Genomic DNA, 15,694 nt, shown 5'->3' with positions numbered 1-15,694 from the left:
ACGCTAGACGCTTCGGCAGAACAGTCCTGTCCAGTTCATTACTCCCAAGGAGACCCCATGACCCAACTGCCCCGCCGTGGCGTCTGTCTGGTGATCTCGGCCCCGTCTGGCGCGGGCAAGTCCACCATTGCCAACGCCCTGCGCGCTTCGGAGCCGACCCTGCGCCATTCCGTCTCGGTTACGACGCGCGGACCGCGTCCGGGCGAAGTCGAGGGCGTGCATTACCATTTTCGGGATATCGCCGAGTTCCGCCGCATGGCTGCGGATGGTGAGCTTCTGGAATGGGCGGAAGTCTTCGGTCGAGGCTACGGCACGCCCCGCGCACCAGTTGAGGAAGCACTGGATGCCGGACATGACATGGTGTTTGATATCGACTGGCAGGGACACCGCCTTCTACGCGCGGCCCTGCCGGACGATGTGGTGAGCCTGTTCGTTCTGCCGCCTTCGCTGGAAGAACTGGAACGCCGGCTGAACAAGCGTGCTTCAGACCATCCCGAAGAAATCGCCAAGCGAATGCAGGCAGCGCTGAACGAGATTTCCCACTGGTCCGAATTCGATCACACGATCATCAATTCGGAGCTGGACACAGCGATTTCGCAGGCGCGCTCCATCCTGACAGCCGCGCGGCTGTCAACGCGGCGTCAGCGCAATCTGCCGGACATGGTCGCCAGCTTCAGCCGCTGACCTCACCGGTCGCAGTCGGGGCGCCCGCTTCCGGCTGGACGGTCTGCATCGCGGCGGCGAAGGCAGTTGCGGATGTCATGGCATCCGCCATGGTCGTCGGCATCAGGATGGTGGTGCCGCGGTTCTTGTTCATTTCAAAAATACGGTTGATCTGAAGAATCTGGAGTGCGATCGGCGCGGCTTCGTAAGTCTTGGCCGCCTGCGCCAGTTCATGCGCCACTTCCCGCTCCGCTGAAGCCAGCGTGACGCGGGCAGCACGCTCGCGCTCGGCCTGCGCCTGACGGCTCATGGCGTCCTGAAGGCTGTCAGGGAGCTGCACGTCGCGGATTTCGACGGACTGAACCGTAACGCCCCATTCGCGGGTCTTGCTTTCGATGAGGTCGCGCAGTTCGCCGTCAATGCGGCGACGGTCTTCCAGCAGCGTGGCCAGATCCGAACTGCCAACCACCTCGCGCAACGTCGTGAGCGCAACCATCGAAACCGAGCTCTCGTAGTTGTCCAGTTCCGTGATGGCCCGAAGCGGATCATGCACCATCCAGAACACGACCGCATCCACATCCACCGGTGTCGTATCGCGCGTCAGGGTCTGACGCGTATGCACGGGCACCGTGCGGATGCGTTGGTCCACAACGGCGTCAATCTGATCAAGGAAAGGCACGATCAGGAACAGGCCCGGACCGCGCAGTCCCTGAATCTTTCCCGCCCGCAGAACCAGAACACGCTGCCAGGAATTGCACATCTTGAGCGACATATGCACGAGCAGGGCCAGCACGACGCCACCGATGACCCAGCCGGGCTGCCGCGTCAGAGCTGTCAGCCCGGCCGAGATCAGAAAAACGACCGCTGCGATGGAGGCCGAAATCGTGTTGAGGGGCAGTTTCCGCTTCATGGATGGCACCAGCGACATGGAAGGAAGCACGGGAAAATCCGGCATGGACATCAGCCTTTGGCAGAGCCGCTCTCGGGCTCGGATGAGGTGGGAGGCAGACCGAGAAGATCGCGCATGGCGATGACGACCGCTTCGGGGTCAAGCCCCGCGGCCTGACTGCGGGCGATGGTGGAGGCCGCGAGCGCCCGGGCTTCCGCGGCTTTGAGCGCGCCGTCCGGATGTGGCGGCGTGTCGCTGACGAAACTGCCCCGGGCCCGCAGCGTCCGGATCGCGCCCAGTCGTTCAAGCTCCGCATAGGCTCGCTGAACGGTGTTGAGATCCACCCGCAGATGAACGGCGAGCGCGCGCATAGTCGGCAGGCGATCTTCGGGTTTCAGCAGACCCGCACCGATGGCGGCCAGCACGCGCTCGCGGATCTGAACGCGTAGCGGCAGGGCGCTGGCCTCCGAAAGTGAGGTGGGGAAGAGTAATGTTTCTATGTCAGCAGACATGCATACAAGAGTGATCCGCTTTCGGAACGTCCGTCAAGAAGATTCCGTGTCAAAGTCCACTCAAGACCGTTTGAAACCGCGCAAGGCTTGGGAAGACTCCGGCTTCGTGATATGCGCTGCCGTTCCCAGTGCCTGCGGACAGCCAAGGACCAGACGTCGCATGACAGCGCTCCAGACCGACCCCCCGATCATGACCCGGAACGGAACGGACGCAACCGCGCATCATCATACGCCGCTGATCCTCGCCCTTCCGAAAGGCCGCATCCTCAAGGCGCTCGCTCCGGTTTTGACGCGCACGGGCATTGAGCCTGATCCAGACTGCCTGACCGAAAGCAGCCGCCGCCTGCGCTTTGGCACGTCCGATCCGAATCTGGATGTCGTGCGGGTCCGTTCCTTCGATGTCGCAACCTTCGTAGCGTATGGCGGCGCCGATATCGGCGTGTGCGGCGCGGATGTGCTGATGGAATTCGACTATCCGGACATCTATGCCCCGCTTGATCTGGGCATCGGGGGCTGTCGCATTGCAGTAGCGCGCCCCAAAACCATGGTCGAAGATCCCGCGACCGGTCAGTCCCGTCTGCGGGTCGCTACAAAATACCCGACCATTGCCCGCCGCCATTTCGCCTCCCGCGCCATCAATGCCGAGATCGTGCATCTGAACGGCGCTATGGAACTCGCGCCAACGCTGGATCTAGCGAGCGTGATTGTTGATCTGGTCGATACCGGATCCACGCTGCGCGCCAATGGCCTAATGGAAACCGAAACCATCGCCCATGTCACAAGCCGCCTGATCGTCAACCGCGTCGCGCTCAAGACCCGGCCTGAAGAAATCAGCACCCTGATCGAGCGTTTCCGCACAGCCCTCGCCACGGAGGGTGCGGTCTGATGAAACGCCTCAATACGTCCGCAGCCGGTTTTTCCGCAGACTTCGCCACGCTCCTCGCGGCCCGTGGAAGCGACGAACGCAGCGTGGCCGAACCGGTCCGTGCGATCCTCGCAGACGTCCGCAGCCGGGGCGACGAGGCCCTGTGCGACTATACCGCCCGGTTCGATCGCCTGACCCTGCCTGCTGAAAGGCTCCGCATCAGCGCGGGAGAAATCGCCTCCGAAGCCGCGCGCGTCCCGGCGGACCTGATGGATGCCCTCCGCACTGCCGCCCGACGGATCGAGACGTTCCATGCGACCCAGATGCCAAAGGATCTGGATTTCACGGACGAGGACGGCATCCGCCTCGGCATGCGCTGGACGCCGCTGGATGCGGTCGGGCTTTATGTTCCGGGTGGCAAGGCGGCCTATCCGTCCTCCGTACTGATGAACGCCCTGCCCGCCCGCGTGGCGGGCGTGGAGCGGTTGGCCATGTGTGTCCCGACACCGGATGGCGTGCTGAACCCCGTGGTTCTCGCGGCCGCGCAGCTTTGCGGCGTTACGGAAATCTACCGTATTGGAGGCGCGCAGGCGGTGGGCGCCATGGCGTTCGGCACGGACCTTATCGCCCCGGTGGATCGCATCGTCGGGCCGGGCAATGCGTATGTCGCAGAAGCCAAGCGGCAGGTCTTTGGGCATGTCGGCATCGACAGCATCGCCGGACCGTCCGAAGTCGTGGTCGTGGCCGACGGGCAGAACGATCCCCGCCTTGTCGCGCTCGATCTGCTCGCACAGGCCGAGCATGACGAGCAGGCTCAGGCCATTCTTGTGACGACGGATGCTGCCTTCGCAGCGCGCGCCGCCGAAGCCGTCCAAAAAGAGTTGGAAACCCTTCCCCGTGCAGCCATCGCCTCAAAAAGCTGGGACGATCATGGCGCGGTCATCGTGGTGCGCTCGCTTGAGGAAGCCGCCGAGATCGTCAATGCGCTGGCGCCCGAGCATCTGGAAGTCATGCTCGACGCCCCGCGTGATTTCTCAGCGATGGTCCGTCATGCAGGTGCGATCTTCATGGGTCGCAATTGCCCCGAAGCCGTGGGCGATTATGTCGGAGGTCCGAACCACGTACTGCCGACCAGCCGCACGGCGCGGTTCGCCTCCGGCCTGTCGGTGTTCGATTTCATCAAACGCACCACCACCATCGAAACCGATGCAGCCGGTTTGCGGCGGATCGGCCCGGCCGGGGTGGCGCTGGCGACCGCCGAGGGACTGGACGCCCACGCCCTCAGCCTGTCGGTCCGGCTGGAGAAAAACTGATGGCCCGCCTGTCGATCGGTGATCATGTTTCGGACCTCAAGGGCACGCATGACGGCAGGCTGGTCGATATCGACGGCACCACCGGCTATGTGGAGCAGGCCAATGGCGTGGAGGTCGAGTTTCCGCTGAGCCAGCTCAAGCCTTACGAAGCTCCGAAAATAGCCGAAGAGCGCACGCTCTCCGGCCCCCTGCGGGACCGTCTTCTGAACCCGGCGCAGAAAGCGCTTCTGGCTTCCATCCCCGCGACGCTGCTTGCCGCGATTGCAAAAAGCTATGACGCAGGAAGTGACGGTCCGGGGTCGCGCACGCCATTTGCGGCCCTTCCGGACTCCAAACGGCTTGAGGCTATCCGGATTTATCTGCCGTCCCTGCCGCAGAGACTTCTGGCGTCGCATATGAATCTGGTCGTCGCCATGCGCGATATTTCCAAACTGTCCTGACGAACTGAGTCTGCACGTCTTTCCACCGCGTTGACGGCGGGAGGCATCATTCGTACAAGCCCGTTTTCTGAATCCGCGAAGCCCCATCAGGCGCAGCTTTACTCAGCGCCGGAGGCGCCGCTTTATTATGTCCGTGACTTTTGCCGATCTCGGCCTTGCGCCCACGATCCTTCGCGCTCTGGACGACGCAGGCTACGTCAAGCCGACACCCATTCAGGCCCAGTCCATCCCGTTTCTGCTGGAAGGCCGCGATCTGCTTGGACTGGCGCAGACCGGCACGGGCAAGACGGCCTCTTTCGCGCTCCCGCTGCTGCACCGGCTTGCCGAAACCCCGCGCCCGGCCCCTAAAAACGGCGCGCGCATTCTGGTTCTGGCACCCACGCGCGAACTGGTTTCGCAGATCGCGGACGGGTTCGAGAGCTTCAGCCGCCATCAGCCAGTGCGCGTCACCACGATTTTCGGTGGTGTCAGTCAGTTTCATCAGGTCAAGGCGCTTGAAGAGGGCGTGGACATCATCGTCGCTGCACCGGGACGTCTGCTGGACCTGATTGAGCAGGGCCTGTGCGATCTGTCGCAGCTTGAAGCGCTCGTGCTGGATGAAGCTGACCAGATGCTGGACATGGGCTTTGCAAAACCCATCGAACGCATTGTTGCAACGCTCCCCGCAGACCGGCACACGGTGCTGTTTTCCGCCACGATGCCGAAATCCATTACGGCCCTCGTCGAGAGCCTCCTGCACGACCCGGCCAAGGTCGAGATCGCACCGCCTTCCACCACGGTGGACCGCATCGCGCAGTCGGTCATGTTTATGGATGCGTCCAACAAGAAAGCGGCCCTTCTGTCCCAGCTTCAGACGCCGGGCATCGGTCAGGCTGTTGTCTTCACATTGCAGAAGAACATCGCCAACGAGGTCTGCACCTTCCTGACCGAGTCCGGCATTACAGCCGAGGCTCTGCACGGCAACCGGTCGCAGGGTCAGCGTGAGCGGGCGCTGAATGCGTTCCGCGAAGGCGACGTGCAGGTTCTGGTGGCAACCGATATCGCGGCGCGTGGCATTGACGTCGATACGGTCACGCATGTCATCAACCACGATCTACCGAGCCTGCCGGAAAGCTATGTTCACCGGATCGGACGGACGGGCCGTGCGGGCCGCAGCGGTTTCGCCATCACGCTCTGCGATGCCGAGCAGCGCGCCTGGCTCCATGCCGTCGAGCGTGAGATCGGCCGGACTCTGGACGTTCATGACAGCCATGAATGGCACTGCGAAAAGGCCCGGAACTCCACCATGCGCCCGCCCGTGCTTGGCGGTGGTCCGGTCAAGCAGGTCAAGCCGCAGAAGGTGCGCGAACGCCGCATCTGGACCGAGGAAGAAAAAATGGCAGCCCGCGCCGCAGCTCAAGGCGTTGGCAAAGCCTCCTGAAAACCACGTCGGACCGGCATAAAAACCGCAAGAATCCCGGGACAGGGGCCGGTCGCGCTTGACCTTTGGGCTGACAGTCCGCACATAGCGGGCTGGATTTTCTGGCTCCGCACCGGAGCCACTGCCGCGCGCAGATCATTACCCTGTCCCTGAAGCAAGGATTCACATGTCAAAAGAAGACCTGATCGAGTTTACCGGCACCGTCATGGAACTGCTCCCCAACGCCATGTTCCGCGTCACGCTCGACAACGAGCACACCATTCTCGCCCATACGAGCGGCAAGATGCGCAAGAACCGTATCCGTGTTCTGGCCGGTGACCGCGTCAACGTCGAAATGACGCCCTACGACCTGTCCAAGGGCCGGATCACGTTCCGCTTCAAGTAAGACAGTCCGCCGCATGACCGCATCCCCGTCTTCCGCAGAAGGGTCATCCGGCCTTTTGGACCGTCCGAAGCTCGTTCTGGCCTCCGCCTCCCCGCGCCGCCTGAGCCTGCTGGAACAGATCGGCATCGTGCCCGACGCCGTCGTGAGCGCCGATATCGACGAAGAACCGCGCCCCGGCGAACTGCCGCGCCCGCTTGCGCAGCGCCTCGCCCGCCAGAAAGCGGAGCATGTGGCCGCGCAACGCACGGATGCCGCATTAGTCCTCGGCGCGGATACCGTGGTGTCGGTCGGTCGGCGCATCCTGCCGAAAGCCGAAGACGAAAAGACGGCCCGCGCCTGCCTAAAGCTGCTGTCGGGCCGCCGGCACAAGGTTCTGACCGCTGTTGTCCTGCGCCCGAGCGCGGGCTGGCCGCAGGGCAATTCCTGCGAGCGGCTGGTGGAAACCTCCGTCATTTTCCATCGCCTGACCGATGCGCAGATCGATGCCCTGATCGCGCAGGGGGACTGGAAGGGCAAGGCGGCCGGTTATGCCATTCAGGGTGCCGCCGCCGCCCATATCCGCCAGATTGGCGGCAGCTATTCCGCCGTTGTGGGGCTACCTTTGTTTGAAACTGCGCAGCTCCTGCGCGGGCAACCGGTGGGCAAGCCGTCAGGCGGCTGGATCGCATGACTGAAATCCGCGCAGCCTGTTCTCCGGGCGAAGTGCGGATTGCCGTCACGGATCATGACACGCTGCTGGACGTCGCACTCTGGCGCCCCGGCTGCCCGGATGGTCTGGAAGACTGGCACGTTGTCCGCGTCCAGAAAGCCGCCCCAGCTCTGGGTGGTGCGTTCGTTCTGTTAGAAGATGGCCAGAGTGGTTTTCTCTCCACCCGCGACGCCCTGATCGAAGGCGCTCTGACCGCAGCCCGCGTCAGTCGCTCGGCACAGAACGGCAAGGGTCTGCGCCTGCGTCGGGCCGACATGCCCGCTGAACCACCCTCCGCCCCCAAACTGCTGGAACGCGGCCCGACCCCACTGGATGAACTGGCGAACCGCTATCCGGATGCGCCAATTTTCGTGGACGATGCGGGCATTGCGGCAAAACTGCCTGTCCGGCTGCGTCCGCGCCTTCAGCGCTGCCAGCAGGCATTTGATGGCGCGCTTGAGGCCGATTTTGACAATCTTGGCAGTTCCGAAGCCGATCTGGGTCTGCTGACCGCCAGTTTTTTCCCGACCCCCGCCCTGATTGCCATTGACCTCGACAGCACTGGCGCCCCTGACTTCAAAGGGAATGTCGCGGCTTTTCCCGAGCTGGCACGGCAGATCCGTCTGCGGAACCTCTCAGGCACAATTCTGGTAGATCCGGCAGGTGTGAAGACGCGCAAACGTGCAGCTTTGGCACCGTTTTTCCGAGAAGCGCTATCCGGAGATCCGCTCAAACCGGAAGTGCTCGGCGCGACCCCATCCGGCCTGCTGGAGTTGACGCGCCCGCGCCGTCGCCCTCCTTTACATGAACTTCTGTCTTCCCCGCAGGGTCAAGCCCTGTCCATCCTGCGGACGATCCTGCGCGAAGAGCGCACGGGCCAGACGCTGACGACCTCAATCAGCCTCATCAAGGCACTGGAAAGTGACCCTGTGGCTCTCGCAGAGTTCATCTCTCGGCGCGCGCGGACGCTAAACCTTGTCCTTGACCCCAACGCCCCCCCCGCAAGCTGGAGCCTGTCATGAGCGAGTCCACCTGTCCGATCTGTCACCGTCCCACCGATGCAAGGTTTCGCCCCTTCTGCTCCCAACACTGTGCAGATGTCGATCTGGGCCGCTGGTTCAGCGGAACATACCGCGTTCCGTCCTTTCGTCAGGACAATGACGAAGAACAGGACGAATATCACGACGGAGAGGGTTGATCCCGCCGCAATGATAAGCTACACCCCATCTCCGCAACGGGGTTATTCCTGAAGCTTCGGTGCCCAAGTAGCTCAGTTGGTAGAGCATGCGACTGAAAATCGCAGTGTCACTGGTTCGATCCCGGTCTTGGGCACCATTTACTTCCTTGAAATGATTATTTTGCACCGCACTTCAGAGCGACTGCATGTGTGCGGCAGCTAAGACCATTACGGTCTTGATCTGAGCCTCTGATGCAGGGCATCGTGACGTAACATTTCCTGACAGGATGTCGTCATGATGAGCCGTTTTCGCATGTTGATCCTGCTGGCCGCTCTGGGGGCAATACCTTCCGCATTTGGAGCCGTTGCGCCACCGTCGGTTCTAATCCCTTTTATTCATGGCGGAAGCTTCGATCCGGGAGATTACAGCTTCGTTCGGGGCGCTTTTCCGGGGGCAACGGCACAACAGGGGGCAGACTGGAAAGCCATTGAGGCTTATGGAAAAGCCTGCGTGCATGAGGCGGCTCTGACACAGGATGTGAAGCTGGAAAAGCTTGGGATCAAGGCGTCCGTTCCAGAAGATCGCGGTTATCAGGATCGATTATGTTCGCAGATCCTCAATGGGGTAGAAGCCGCGAACGATTTCAAAACTTTCGAAACATTTCATACCGCACTTTTCAAAAGCCTTCCCTACTGTCAGGTTTATGAGGCCGGAATTACGGCTTCAACCAATGCCATTCACGGGACGGGACAGAATACGCTGGAGGAAGAAGCGACTGCCCGTATCATTCCCGATCAGGCCTGGCGCAGTCCCTTGGGAACGGGGTCACTGGACAGCCTGTCAGGCGTGGACGCTGATACGCTTAAAATGCTTAAAAACCGTATGCTCGAGGCACTCACGGACGTGGATTGGAACAACAGCCACTGGGTGAGAGATCTTCTGGACAAGAACGGGTGGTCAACCACGATACAGGCAGGCCCCAGAGCGGCCAACATGGTATGGTTGATGGTCCAGCATGCCGATGACGATCCCGCTTTTCAGACAAGGGCCCTGCGCCAGCTTGCACCGTATGCGCGGGCGGGGAAATTCAGCAAACCAGATTATGCACTGCTGACGGACCGCGTCATGCTTGCCACGACCGGAAAGCAACATTACGGCTCACAACTCTCATGTCAGAACCATCATTATGCGCCATTTTCACTCGACGCAGGCGGAGAAAATCCAAAGACACTGGACAAACGGCGGGCGGAAATGGGTCTGTTTTCCGAAGCAACATATCTGACCTACCTTCCCTCCCATTGCTAAGAGCGCAAGCAACCAATCACGTGGTTGGCGACAAACCGGATATGACCTCCGGGACCGTTGCATGTCCGGGCCGGATGCGGACATAGTGCGGCATGAAGCGCCTTGACCCCTTTCTCTTCTCCCTGATCTGCGCGATTGCGCTGGCCTCCATTCTACCCTGCCGTGGACAGATGGAGCATATTCTTCAGCATGTCGTGACGATCCTCATCACGTTCATGTTCTTCTTTCAGGGTGCGAAGCTCGAACGTCACGCCATTGTGGACAGCGTGAAGGACTGGAAACTTCAGGGGAGCGTGCTGTTCTGTACGTTCGCTCTGTTTCCTTTGCTCGGGGTTGGACTGCATCTGCTGTTCCGGACAATCTTTCCCGATGCGCTGTTTGGCGAGGAGCTGTGGTCGGGCGTCCTGTTCCTGTGCTGCCTGCCATCCACCGTGCAGTCTTCCATCGCGCTGACCTCCATTGCAAAGGGGAATGTCACGGCGGCGATCTGTGCCGCGACGGTTTCCAACATTGCAGGCATTGCAATGACGCCGCTGCTGACCGGGCTGGTGCTTGGACATGTGGGAGCGGAGCATTCGCCGCTGGGCTCCATTCTCGACGTGAGCAAAGAGCTTCTGCTGCCCTTCGCGCTGGGACAGATCCTTCAGAAATGGGTCGGGCCGATCGTGCGCAAGCACAAGATCCTGATCTCGTTTACCGATCGCGGGTCCATTGTCGTTGTGGTCTATACCGCGTTCAGCTCCGCCGTGGTGGAGGGGATCTGGCATCGCGTTTCGGGCGCGCATCTGTTGGAAGTCGCATTGCTCGACAGTGCCATGCTGGCGCTGGTTCTGGGTCTGTCGCACCTGATGGGCAAGGGGCTGGGACAGACAACAGCAAACAGCATTGCGCTTCAGTTCTGCGGATCAAAGAAGTCTCTGGCGTCAGGCGTGCCGATGGCGAGCGTTATTTTTCCGGCAGCGTCGGTCGGCATCATCGTGCTGCCACTCATGATTTATCACCAGATCCAGCTTTTCACCTGCACGCTGCTGGCCCGGCGTTATAGCGCACGATTCCTCGACACCAGCGACCAGGGGACGGCGACCTCTCCGCAGCGTCGCACCGCCACACCGTAAACATCAGCGAAAAGCGCGTCAGTCAGTACGTCTGACGGCGGCCCGATGCTGACGAGAGCACCTTCCGACAGCACGGCGATCCGGGTGCAGAAACGGGCTGCGAGCGCCAGATCGTGCAGGACGACGGCCACCGCCTGACCCTGCGCCGCGTATCGGTTAAACAATTCCATGACCGTCAGGGCCTGAGCAGGGTCGAGCGCTGCGACTGGCTCATCCACCAGCAGGACAGGAGCCTCAACCGCAAGAGCCCGGGCGAGGAGAACGCGCGCGCGCTCACCGCCTGACAGACTAGCGGAGGAGCGGTCGGCGAAGGCGCTCATTCCCACGGCATTCAACGCCTGCTGAACGGCAGCCGCGTCCTGTTCCGCCGATACCGTGCGACGATGGGGCAGACGACCGAGCGTCACGACGTCCCACACGCTCATGCCGATGGCAGATGGCGCGTCCTGCGGGAGATAGGCCAGATGCCGCCCGCGCTGTTCGGGTGGCATGGAGAACAGGTCCTGTCCATCCAGCAGGACACGGCCGGTTTCGGGACGGAGCAGTCCGGCCATGACGCGCAGGAGCGTACTTTTGCCTGCGCCATTCGGGCCAATCAGGCCGAGGACTTCGCCGGGTCGGACGTCGAACGTGATGTCGTGCAGGAGCCTGTTCCCCTGAAGGGTCAGGCTGAGTGTGTCGGTCTGGAGGATCATGATCCGTGCCTATCCCGGTCGTCCGCGCAGGCGCCAGACCTGCCAGAAGAAAACCGGTGTTCCGATCAGGGAGGTGACGACGCCGAGTTGCAGTTCGGTGCCGCTGACTGGCAGGCGCACGAACAGATCCGCCGCCAGCAGCAGTGCGGCCCCTCCCAGCGCGGACGGCAGGAGCAGACGCGAGGGGCGCGCTCCGACGAGCGGGCGCAGCAGATGCGGCATGACGAGGCCGACGAACCCGATCCCGCCCGCGACGGCCACACCGCTTCCAACAGCCAACGCCGTTCCGATCACAACGCGCCACTGCACTGCGCGTAGGGAGAAACCCATCGTGTGGGCCACATCTTCACCAAGGGTCAGGGCATCCAGAGACCGTCCGGTCCCGAGTAGAAACGCCGACCCAACCAGCAGACCGGGCAAGGCGATCAGAACATCATGCAGGCTCGCACGCGACAGGGACCCCATCAGCCAGTGCATGATTTCATAGGACGCATAGGGGCTCGGCACGAGGTTGAGCGTCAGGGCCAGAAGTGCTGCACTCATGGAGCCCAGTGCCGCACCGGCCAGCACCAGAACGAGCGTCCCGCCGCGCGTGAGGGCCAGAAGCAGAAGCGTGGCCAGCCCGGCGCCCGACAACGCCGCCAATGGAAGCGCAGGCGCCCAAACTGCCGAGACGCCCGTGTAGAAGACGAGCACGGCCCCAAGCGCGCCGCAGCCCGAAATACCGAGCACACCCGGATCGGCGAGCGGATTGCGGACCAGTCCCTGAAGCGCCGCCCCCGACAGACCGAGCGTACCGCCAACCAGCAGGGCGAGAATCATCCGTGGCAGGCGGATCTGACCGATGATGGTCGCGGCAATCGTCTCACGGCCATGCAACATATCGGACAGGCCCTGAAGGACGCCGATCCCCGCCGGGCCTGCGCTCAAGGACAGGATAGAGAGGAGCAGAACCAGCACCACCAGAACAGCGACGATCAGGGCGTAACGGCTCATGGTGAAGGCTCCGCTGCGGTCAGGCGATCATGCGCGGCGATCAGCGCCTCCAGCGCATCGAGAGTCTCCGGTGTGCCGCACATCGTCAGACGGCCGGGCAGCGCCAGACGGTGCGCGCCTGTAAATCGTCCCTGCAAGGCGGGGTGGTGAACAACATTTTCGGCCAGGGACGAACCTTCGGAAATCATGCCGGTCACCAGAAGGTCTGGCGGATGGGCGATCAGAGTTTCGAGCGCGATGGTGCCATCCGGACGCTCGGAAGCGGACAGGCGGAACCCGGCGCGTTTGAGAAGATCGGAGATCAGCCCACCCTCTTCTCCTGCAAGGTTCGCACCGATAACCGTTGCCGTCAGGGTTTTTTCCGGCTGGGCGGGACGGAGGTTTTCAAGCCGCTCCTCAAAGGCGCGGACCATCTCCTCACCGTGTGCCTCTTCGCCAATGGCGTGAGCGACTATCCTGATCTGAATGGGAATATCCGCAAGAGACGCGATAGAGGGAAGCTGGACGAACGGAACGTGCAGGGCGGTCGTCACGAGCGGAACGGTCGGGCGGTGCCATGTCCCGTCCAGAACGAGATCGGGATGCGTGGCGACAAGATTTTCGCCGTCAGGACGCTGCACGGGATAGGTCTGTGCCAGTTCGCAGCGGACGGATTCCGCGCAATCCATGGCCAACGGGCTGAGACCGAGAATGTGGGACGGTTGCGCCAGTTCGAGCAGCAGTTCGTCCGTACACAGATTAAGCGAGACGATACGCGTCCGCACCGGACCGGCACAGGCCGACCCGGAAAAACAGCCCCACAGCAGAAGCACTGCCATTGGGGCTGAAAAGATATGAAGGAATGCCTTAAAGGCCAAACGTCACACCGCCGTAGAAAGACCGCCCCGGCTGGAGATAGCCGACAGGGTTTTCATAATAACGGTTTCCCAGATTGTCTCCACGCGCGAACAGGCTGACGAAATCGGCCAGCTTGTATTCGGCGGCGATGTTCACCGTCACGTAATCATGACCGATCGTGCTTCTGGACGTGTACCGGTCGAGATCGTGCCAACCACTGACATAAAGCAGGCTTGGTGTGATGCTCAGGCGCTTGGTCGGCGTCCAGATGACGCTGGCCGTGGCTTTATGATGGGGGCGACGCACGAGTGCTGCACCCGTGCTGCGATCCGTGGCGTCCGTCCAGGTGTAGGTGCCGCGCAGATCAACGCTCTTGATGACGCGGTAATCGACAAACGCCTCCACACCATGGGTCTGGGCGCGGGCCACGTTGACATAGGTGTAGTTGTAACCCGACAGCGCACTGTTGATGAGATTGCGGACATGGTTGCCGTAATAGTCGGCCCCGAAGGTCAGCTTGCCATTCAGGAGGCGCTCTTCAAACCCGGCGTCGAAGCCCAGAAGGCGCTCGGCCCGCAGGTTCGGGTTCGCAAGAAAATAATAGGCCGGATAGCTGACGAAGAGCTGGTTCAGGGAGGGGCCGTGGAAGCCTGAGCCACCGCTGGCCTTTAGCGTCAGGCCTGTTCCGGGGATCTTCACCGCCGGGGCTACGCGCCATGTCACGTAGTTGCCGTAACGCGAATTGTTGTCGTAGCGGATATTGGCCGAGCCGAAGAGAATATCGTGCCAGTGCCCCTCAAGCTGCCCCCAGGCGGCATTCGTCGTGGTCTGGGCGTTAATCGGCGTCAGAATACGCTCGCGGATATAATCATATCCGACGAGGAAGGAGCCGTTATGGCCGAGATGCGTCAGGCCCTGCCAGTCCACTTTCAGCCGATCACCGCGATTGGACGCGATGCTGGCTTCCCCAGCCGTGATGTCATGGCGGCGATAGGTGACGTACCCGACACCCAGCGTCTGCTCGAACACGCCCTTGAAGGACTTCAGATGCGCCGTTCCGCGCAGAATGGCCTGTTTGAGGTCGCTTTCGTTCTGCTGCGCTGAGGGTAACGCTGGATAGGAACTGTAATCGTCAGCGACGTATTCGTAATCTGTCTGCGTCAGATGGGCCGTAAAGCCGAGATCGAAATTGTCCGTCACGTCATAGCCAAGGCGCACATTGGCCGTGCGGTTGTCGTTACGGTTGGACGCGACGTCATGACCGTGAACCTGCGCGCGGATGTCTTTCGGGACGGCCTGATAGTCGCCGACATGGTTATGCGAGACTTCGACCATATAATGAAAGCGATGCAGCGCCCCCGAGAACCCGGCCGTCTGGTTCTTGGTGGAATAGCTGCCACCTTCGAGCCGGACAAAACCGTGCAGCGGGCCCTGCCCCTGCTTGGTCGTCATGTCGATGACGCCGCCCATCGCATCCGCACCATACAGGCCGCTCTGCGGGCCGCGCAGGATTTCCACACGCGCCAGACCATCCGTCAGAAACTGCGCCGTATCGAACGCCCCGGCCGGGGTGGACGGATCGTTGATGTCCATCCCATCCAGCCGCACCTTCACCTCGTTGGCGTTGGTGCCGCGCATAAAGATCGAGCCCGTGCCGCCGGGCCCACCCGTGCGAACCATGTTGAGGCCCGGCTCGCGTGCCAGAAGGTCCGCGAGGTCACGTCGCTGGAGCAGTTCAATGTCACGCTGGGTCACAACCGTAACCTGCGAGCCGACCTTGCTCAGATCCTGCGGGATGCGGTTTGCCGTCACCGTAACAGTCTCGGGGAAGGACGAAGAAACGGCTTTCGGAGCCGGAGATGCCTTTGGCTTCTGTGGCTGAACCGGCTCCTGTGCCGGAACGGACGCCAGCGCCGGAACAGCGACGAGCATGCTCGTCGCAAGGAGAAGGCAGGAGATACGGGGCATGGTGATGGTGGTGTCTCGTCGTTCTGCGTCGCCCTCGAGAAGGAGGCAGGCCCGCAGTTGCGCGGTCTGACCCGGCGTTCCGATGCACCCCGCCCGGACCGTCCTTCGGACAACTCATGCTGACGGCAGGTCTCCTGGCTCATGCTCCGTCTTCAGGTCCCTTCCCGGCCTGCGCCAGTGGGTTCATGTCCTGAAATCGCGCCGCTTGCCTGTTGAGGCAGCAGCCAGCATTTACAGTTGCGGGGGCAGCCGCAGTTTCACACTGCATTCCCTTTTCACCCGCAAAAACGGGCACCGTCAGCTGTCATGAAGCGCTCCGGAAAGGGCAAGTCAAATACAAAAGACCTTTTGTGTCGGATTTGACACAGTAAAACCCGCAACATGGATTTCATTCCGTTACAATCTACCCTTTGCCTCCGTTTCCT

17 protein-coding genes, 1 tRNA gene and 1 riboswitch are annotated in these 15,694 nt (G+C 61.9%); of the genes, 12 read left to right on the top strand and 6 right to left on the bottom strand.

What is annotated here, in order from left to right:
* Positions 1–57 precede the first annotated feature (57 nt).
* Positions 58–684 carry a guanylate kinase gene (gmk, locus tag HKD21_RS09590; RefSeq protein WP_194255478.1) on the top strand — a complete coding sequence of 209 codons (627 nt, stop codon included), beginning with the start codon at positions 58–60 and terminating at the stop codon, positions 682–684.
* Here the strand turns inward: gmk and HKD21_RS09585 are convergent.
* Positions 674–1,618 (bottom strand): slipin family protein, encoded by a 945-nt coding sequence (locus HKD21_RS09585; protein WP_228121291.1) that lies wholly within the window; start codon positions 1,616–1,618, stop codon positions 674–676. The genes gmk and HKD21_RS09585 overlap by 11 nt on opposite strands.
* 5 nt (positions 1,619–1,623) lie before the next feature.
* On the bottom strand, positions 1,624–2,064 hold the full coding sequence (locus HKD21_RS09580; RefSeq protein WP_194255477.1) for a GntR family transcriptional regulator: 441 nt from the start codon (positions 2,062–2,064) through the stop codon (positions 1,624–1,626).
* 160 nt (positions 2,065–2,224) lie between these two features.
* On the opposite strand from HKD21_RS09580, the gene hisG reads away from it, so the two are divergent.
* The 11 genes from hisG (at position 2,225) to HKD21_RS09525 (ending at position 10,773) form a co-directional block, all read left to right on the top strand.
* A complete protein-coding gene (gene hisG / locus HKD21_RS09575) occupies positions 2,225–2,950 on the top strand; it encodes an ATP phosphoribosyltransferase (protein WP_407646560.1) in 726 nt (241 codons plus the stop codon).
* Positions 2,950–4,242, top strand: coding sequence for a histidinol dehydrogenase (gene hisD, locus HKD21_RS09570; RefSeq protein ID WP_194255476.1), 1,293 nt, complete (start codon positions 2,950–2,952; stop codon positions 4,240–4,242). The genes hisG and hisD overlap by 1 nt, the downstream gene beginning before the upstream one ends.
* Complete coding sequence (locus tag HKD21_RS09565) at positions 4,242–4,682, top strand: hypothetical protein (protein WP_194255475.1); 441 nt, start codon at positions 4,242–4,244, stop codon at positions 4,680–4,682. Before hisD ends, HKD21_RS09565 begins: the two co-directional genes overlap by 1 nt.
* 127 nt (positions 4,683–4,809) lie before the next feature.
* On the top strand, positions 4,810–6,102 hold the full coding sequence (locus HKD21_RS09560; RefSeq protein ID WP_194255474.1) for a DEAD/DEAH box helicase: 1,293 nt from the start codon (positions 4,810–4,812) through the stop codon (positions 6,100–6,102).
* Positions 6,103–6,268: 166 nt separating this feature from the next.
* Positions 6,269–6,487 (top strand): translation initiation factor IF-1, encoded by a 219-nt coding sequence (infA, locus tag HKD21_RS09555; RefSeq protein ID WP_007282896.1) that lies wholly within the window; start codon positions 6,269–6,271, stop codon positions 6,485–6,487.
* Between the two features lie 13 nt (positions 6,488–6,500).
* Positions 6,501–7,157, top strand: a complete 657-nt coding sequence (locus HKD21_RS09550) for a Maf family protein (protein ID WP_194255473.1) — start codon at positions 6,501–6,503, stop codon at positions 7,155–7,157.
* Positions 7,154–8,197, top strand: coding sequence for a ribonuclease E/G (locus HKD21_RS09545; RefSeq protein WP_194255472.1), 1,044 nt, complete (start codon positions 7,154–7,156; stop codon positions 8,195–8,197). The genes HKD21_RS09550 and HKD21_RS09545 overlap by 4 nt, the downstream gene beginning before the upstream one ends.
* The gene (locus HKD21_RS09540; protein WP_194255471.1) at positions 8,194–8,373 is read left to right on the top strand and encodes a DNA gyrase inhibitor YacG; all 180 of its coding nucleotides are present in this window, start codon (positions 8,194–8,196) and stop codon (positions 8,371–8,373) included. The genes HKD21_RS09545 and HKD21_RS09540 overlap by 4 nt, the downstream gene beginning before the upstream one ends.
* 61 nt (positions 8,374–8,434) lie before the next feature.
* Positions 8,435–8,510, top strand: a tRNA-Phe gene (locus tag HKD21_RS09535).
* Between the two features lie 137 nt (positions 8,511–8,647).
* Positions 8,648–9,658, top strand: a complete 1,011-nt coding sequence (locus tag HKD21_RS09530) for a DUF6624 domain-containing protein (protein WP_194255470.1) — start codon at positions 8,648–8,650, stop codon at positions 9,656–9,658.
* 92 nt (positions 9,659–9,750) lie between these two features.
* Positions 9,751–10,773 (top strand): bile acid:sodium symporter family protein, encoded by a 1,023-nt coding sequence (locus HKD21_RS09525; RefSeq protein ID WP_194255469.1) that lies wholly within the window; start codon positions 9,751–9,753, stop codon positions 10,771–10,773.
* Here the strand turns inward: HKD21_RS09525 and HKD21_RS09520 are convergent.
* Genes HKD21_RS09520 through HKD21_RS09505 form a run of 4 tightly spaced genes read right to left on the bottom strand, consistent with a single transcriptional unit; the run spans position 10,698 to position 15,269 of the window.
* Complete coding sequence (locus HKD21_RS09520; RefSeq protein ID WP_194255468.1) at positions 10,698–11,468, bottom strand: ABC transporter ATP-binding protein; 771 nt, start codon at positions 11,466–11,468, stop codon at positions 10,698–10,700. The two genes, HKD21_RS09525 and HKD21_RS09520, sit on opposite strands and share 76 nt — an antisense overlap.
* A gap of 9 nt (positions 11,469–11,477) precedes the next feature.
* Entirely contained in the window at positions 11,478–12,464 is a 987-nt protein-coding gene (locus HKD21_RS09515) for a FecCD family ABC transporter permease (RefSeq protein ID WP_194255467.1), read from the bottom strand.
* A complete protein-coding gene (locus HKD21_RS09510; protein ID WP_194255466.1) occupies positions 12,461–13,282 on the bottom strand; it encodes an ABC transporter substrate-binding protein in 822 nt (273 codons plus the stop codon). Before HKD21_RS09510 ends, HKD21_RS09515 begins: the two co-directional genes overlap by 4 nt.
* 28 nt (positions 13,283–13,310) lie before the next feature.
* Positions 13,311–15,269, bottom strand: coding sequence for a TonB-dependent receptor plug domain-containing protein (locus HKD21_RS09505; RefSeq protein ID WP_228121289.1), 1,959 nt, complete (start codon positions 15,267–15,269; stop codon positions 13,311–13,313).
* A gap of 107 nt (positions 15,270–15,376) precedes the next feature.
* Positions 15,377–15,583: riboswitch (cobalamin riboswitch) on the bottom strand.
* Positions 15,584–15,694 lie beyond the last annotated feature (111 nt).

Origin of the sequence: Gluconobacter cerevisiae, assembly GCF_015244675.1 — a bacterium.
Classification (GTDB): domain Bacteria; phylum Pseudomonadota; class Alphaproteobacteria; order Acetobacterales; family Acetobacteraceae; genus Gluconobacter; species Gluconobacter cerevisiae.
This window is presented reverse-complemented; position numbering and strand designations above follow the sequence as displayed.

Excerpts from the sequence above, each read along its gene's own strand:
- hisD (WP_194255476.1), top strand. The coding sequence starts at position 2,950 with ATGAAACGCCTCAATACGTCCGCAGCCGGTTTTTCCGCAGACTTCGCC.
- hisG (WP_407646560.1), top strand. The coding sequence starts at position 2,225 with ATGACAGCGCTCCAGACCGACCCCCCGATCATGACCCGGAACGGAACG.
- HKD21_RS09540 (WP_194255471.1), top strand. The coding sequence starts at position 8,194 with ATGAGCGAGTCCACCTGTCCGATCTGTCACCGTCCCACCGATGCAAGG.
- HKD21_RS09530 (WP_194255470.1), top strand. The coding sequence starts at position 8,648 with ATGATGAGCCGTTTTCGCATGTTGATCCTGCTGGCCGCTCTGGGGGCA.
- HKD21_RS09525 (WP_194255469.1), top strand. The coding sequence starts at position 9,751 with ATGAAGCGCCTTGACCCCTTTCTCTTCTCCCTGATCTGCGCGATTGCG.
- gmk (WP_194255478.1), top strand. The coding sequence starts at position 58 with ATGACCCAACTGCCCCGCCGTGGCGTCTGTCTGGTGATCTCGGCCCCG.
- HKD21_RS09580 (WP_194255477.1), bottom strand. The coding sequence starts at position 2,064 with ATGTCTGCTGACATAGAAACATTACTCTTCCCCACCTCACTTTCGGAG.
- HKD21_RS09585 (WP_228121291.1), bottom strand. The coding sequence starts at position 1,618 with ATGCCGGATTTTCCCGTGCTTCCTTCCATGTCGCTGGTGCCATCCATG.
- HKD21_RS09505 (WP_228121289.1), bottom strand. The coding sequence starts at position 15,269 with ATGCCCCGTATCTCCTGCCTTCTCCTTGCGACGAGCATGCTCGTCGCT.
- HKD21_RS09515 (WP_194255467.1), bottom strand. The coding sequence starts at position 12,464 with ATGAGCCGTTACGCCCTGATCGTCGCTGTTCTGGTGGTGCTGGTTCTG.
- HKD21_RS09550 (WP_194255473.1), top strand. The coding sequence starts at position 6,501 with ATGACCGCATCCCCGTCTTCCGCAGAAGGGTCATCCGGCCTTTTGGAC.
- HKD21_RS09560 (WP_194255474.1), top strand. The coding sequence starts at position 4,810 with ATGTCCGTGACTTTTGCCGATCTCGGCCTTGCGCCCACGATCCTTCGC.
- HKD21_RS09520 (WP_194255468.1), bottom strand. The coding sequence starts at position 11,468 with ATGATCCTCCAGACCGACACACTCAGCCTGACCCTTCAGGGGAACAGG.
- HKD21_RS09565 (WP_194255475.1), top strand. The coding sequence starts at position 4,242 with ATGGCCCGCCTGTCGATCGGTGATCATGTTTCGGACCTCAAGGGCACG.
- infA (WP_007282896.1), top strand. The coding sequence starts at position 6,269 with ATGTCAAAAGAAGACCTGATCGAGTTTACCGGCACCGTCATGGAACTG.
- HKD21_RS09545 (WP_194255472.1), top strand. The coding sequence starts at position 7,154 with ATGACTGAAATCCGCGCAGCCTGTTCTCCGGGCGAAGTGCGGATTGCC.
- HKD21_RS09510 (WP_194255466.1), bottom strand. The coding sequence starts at position 13,282 with ATGGCAGTGCTTCTGCTGTGGGGCTGTTTTTCCGGGTCGGCCTGTGCC.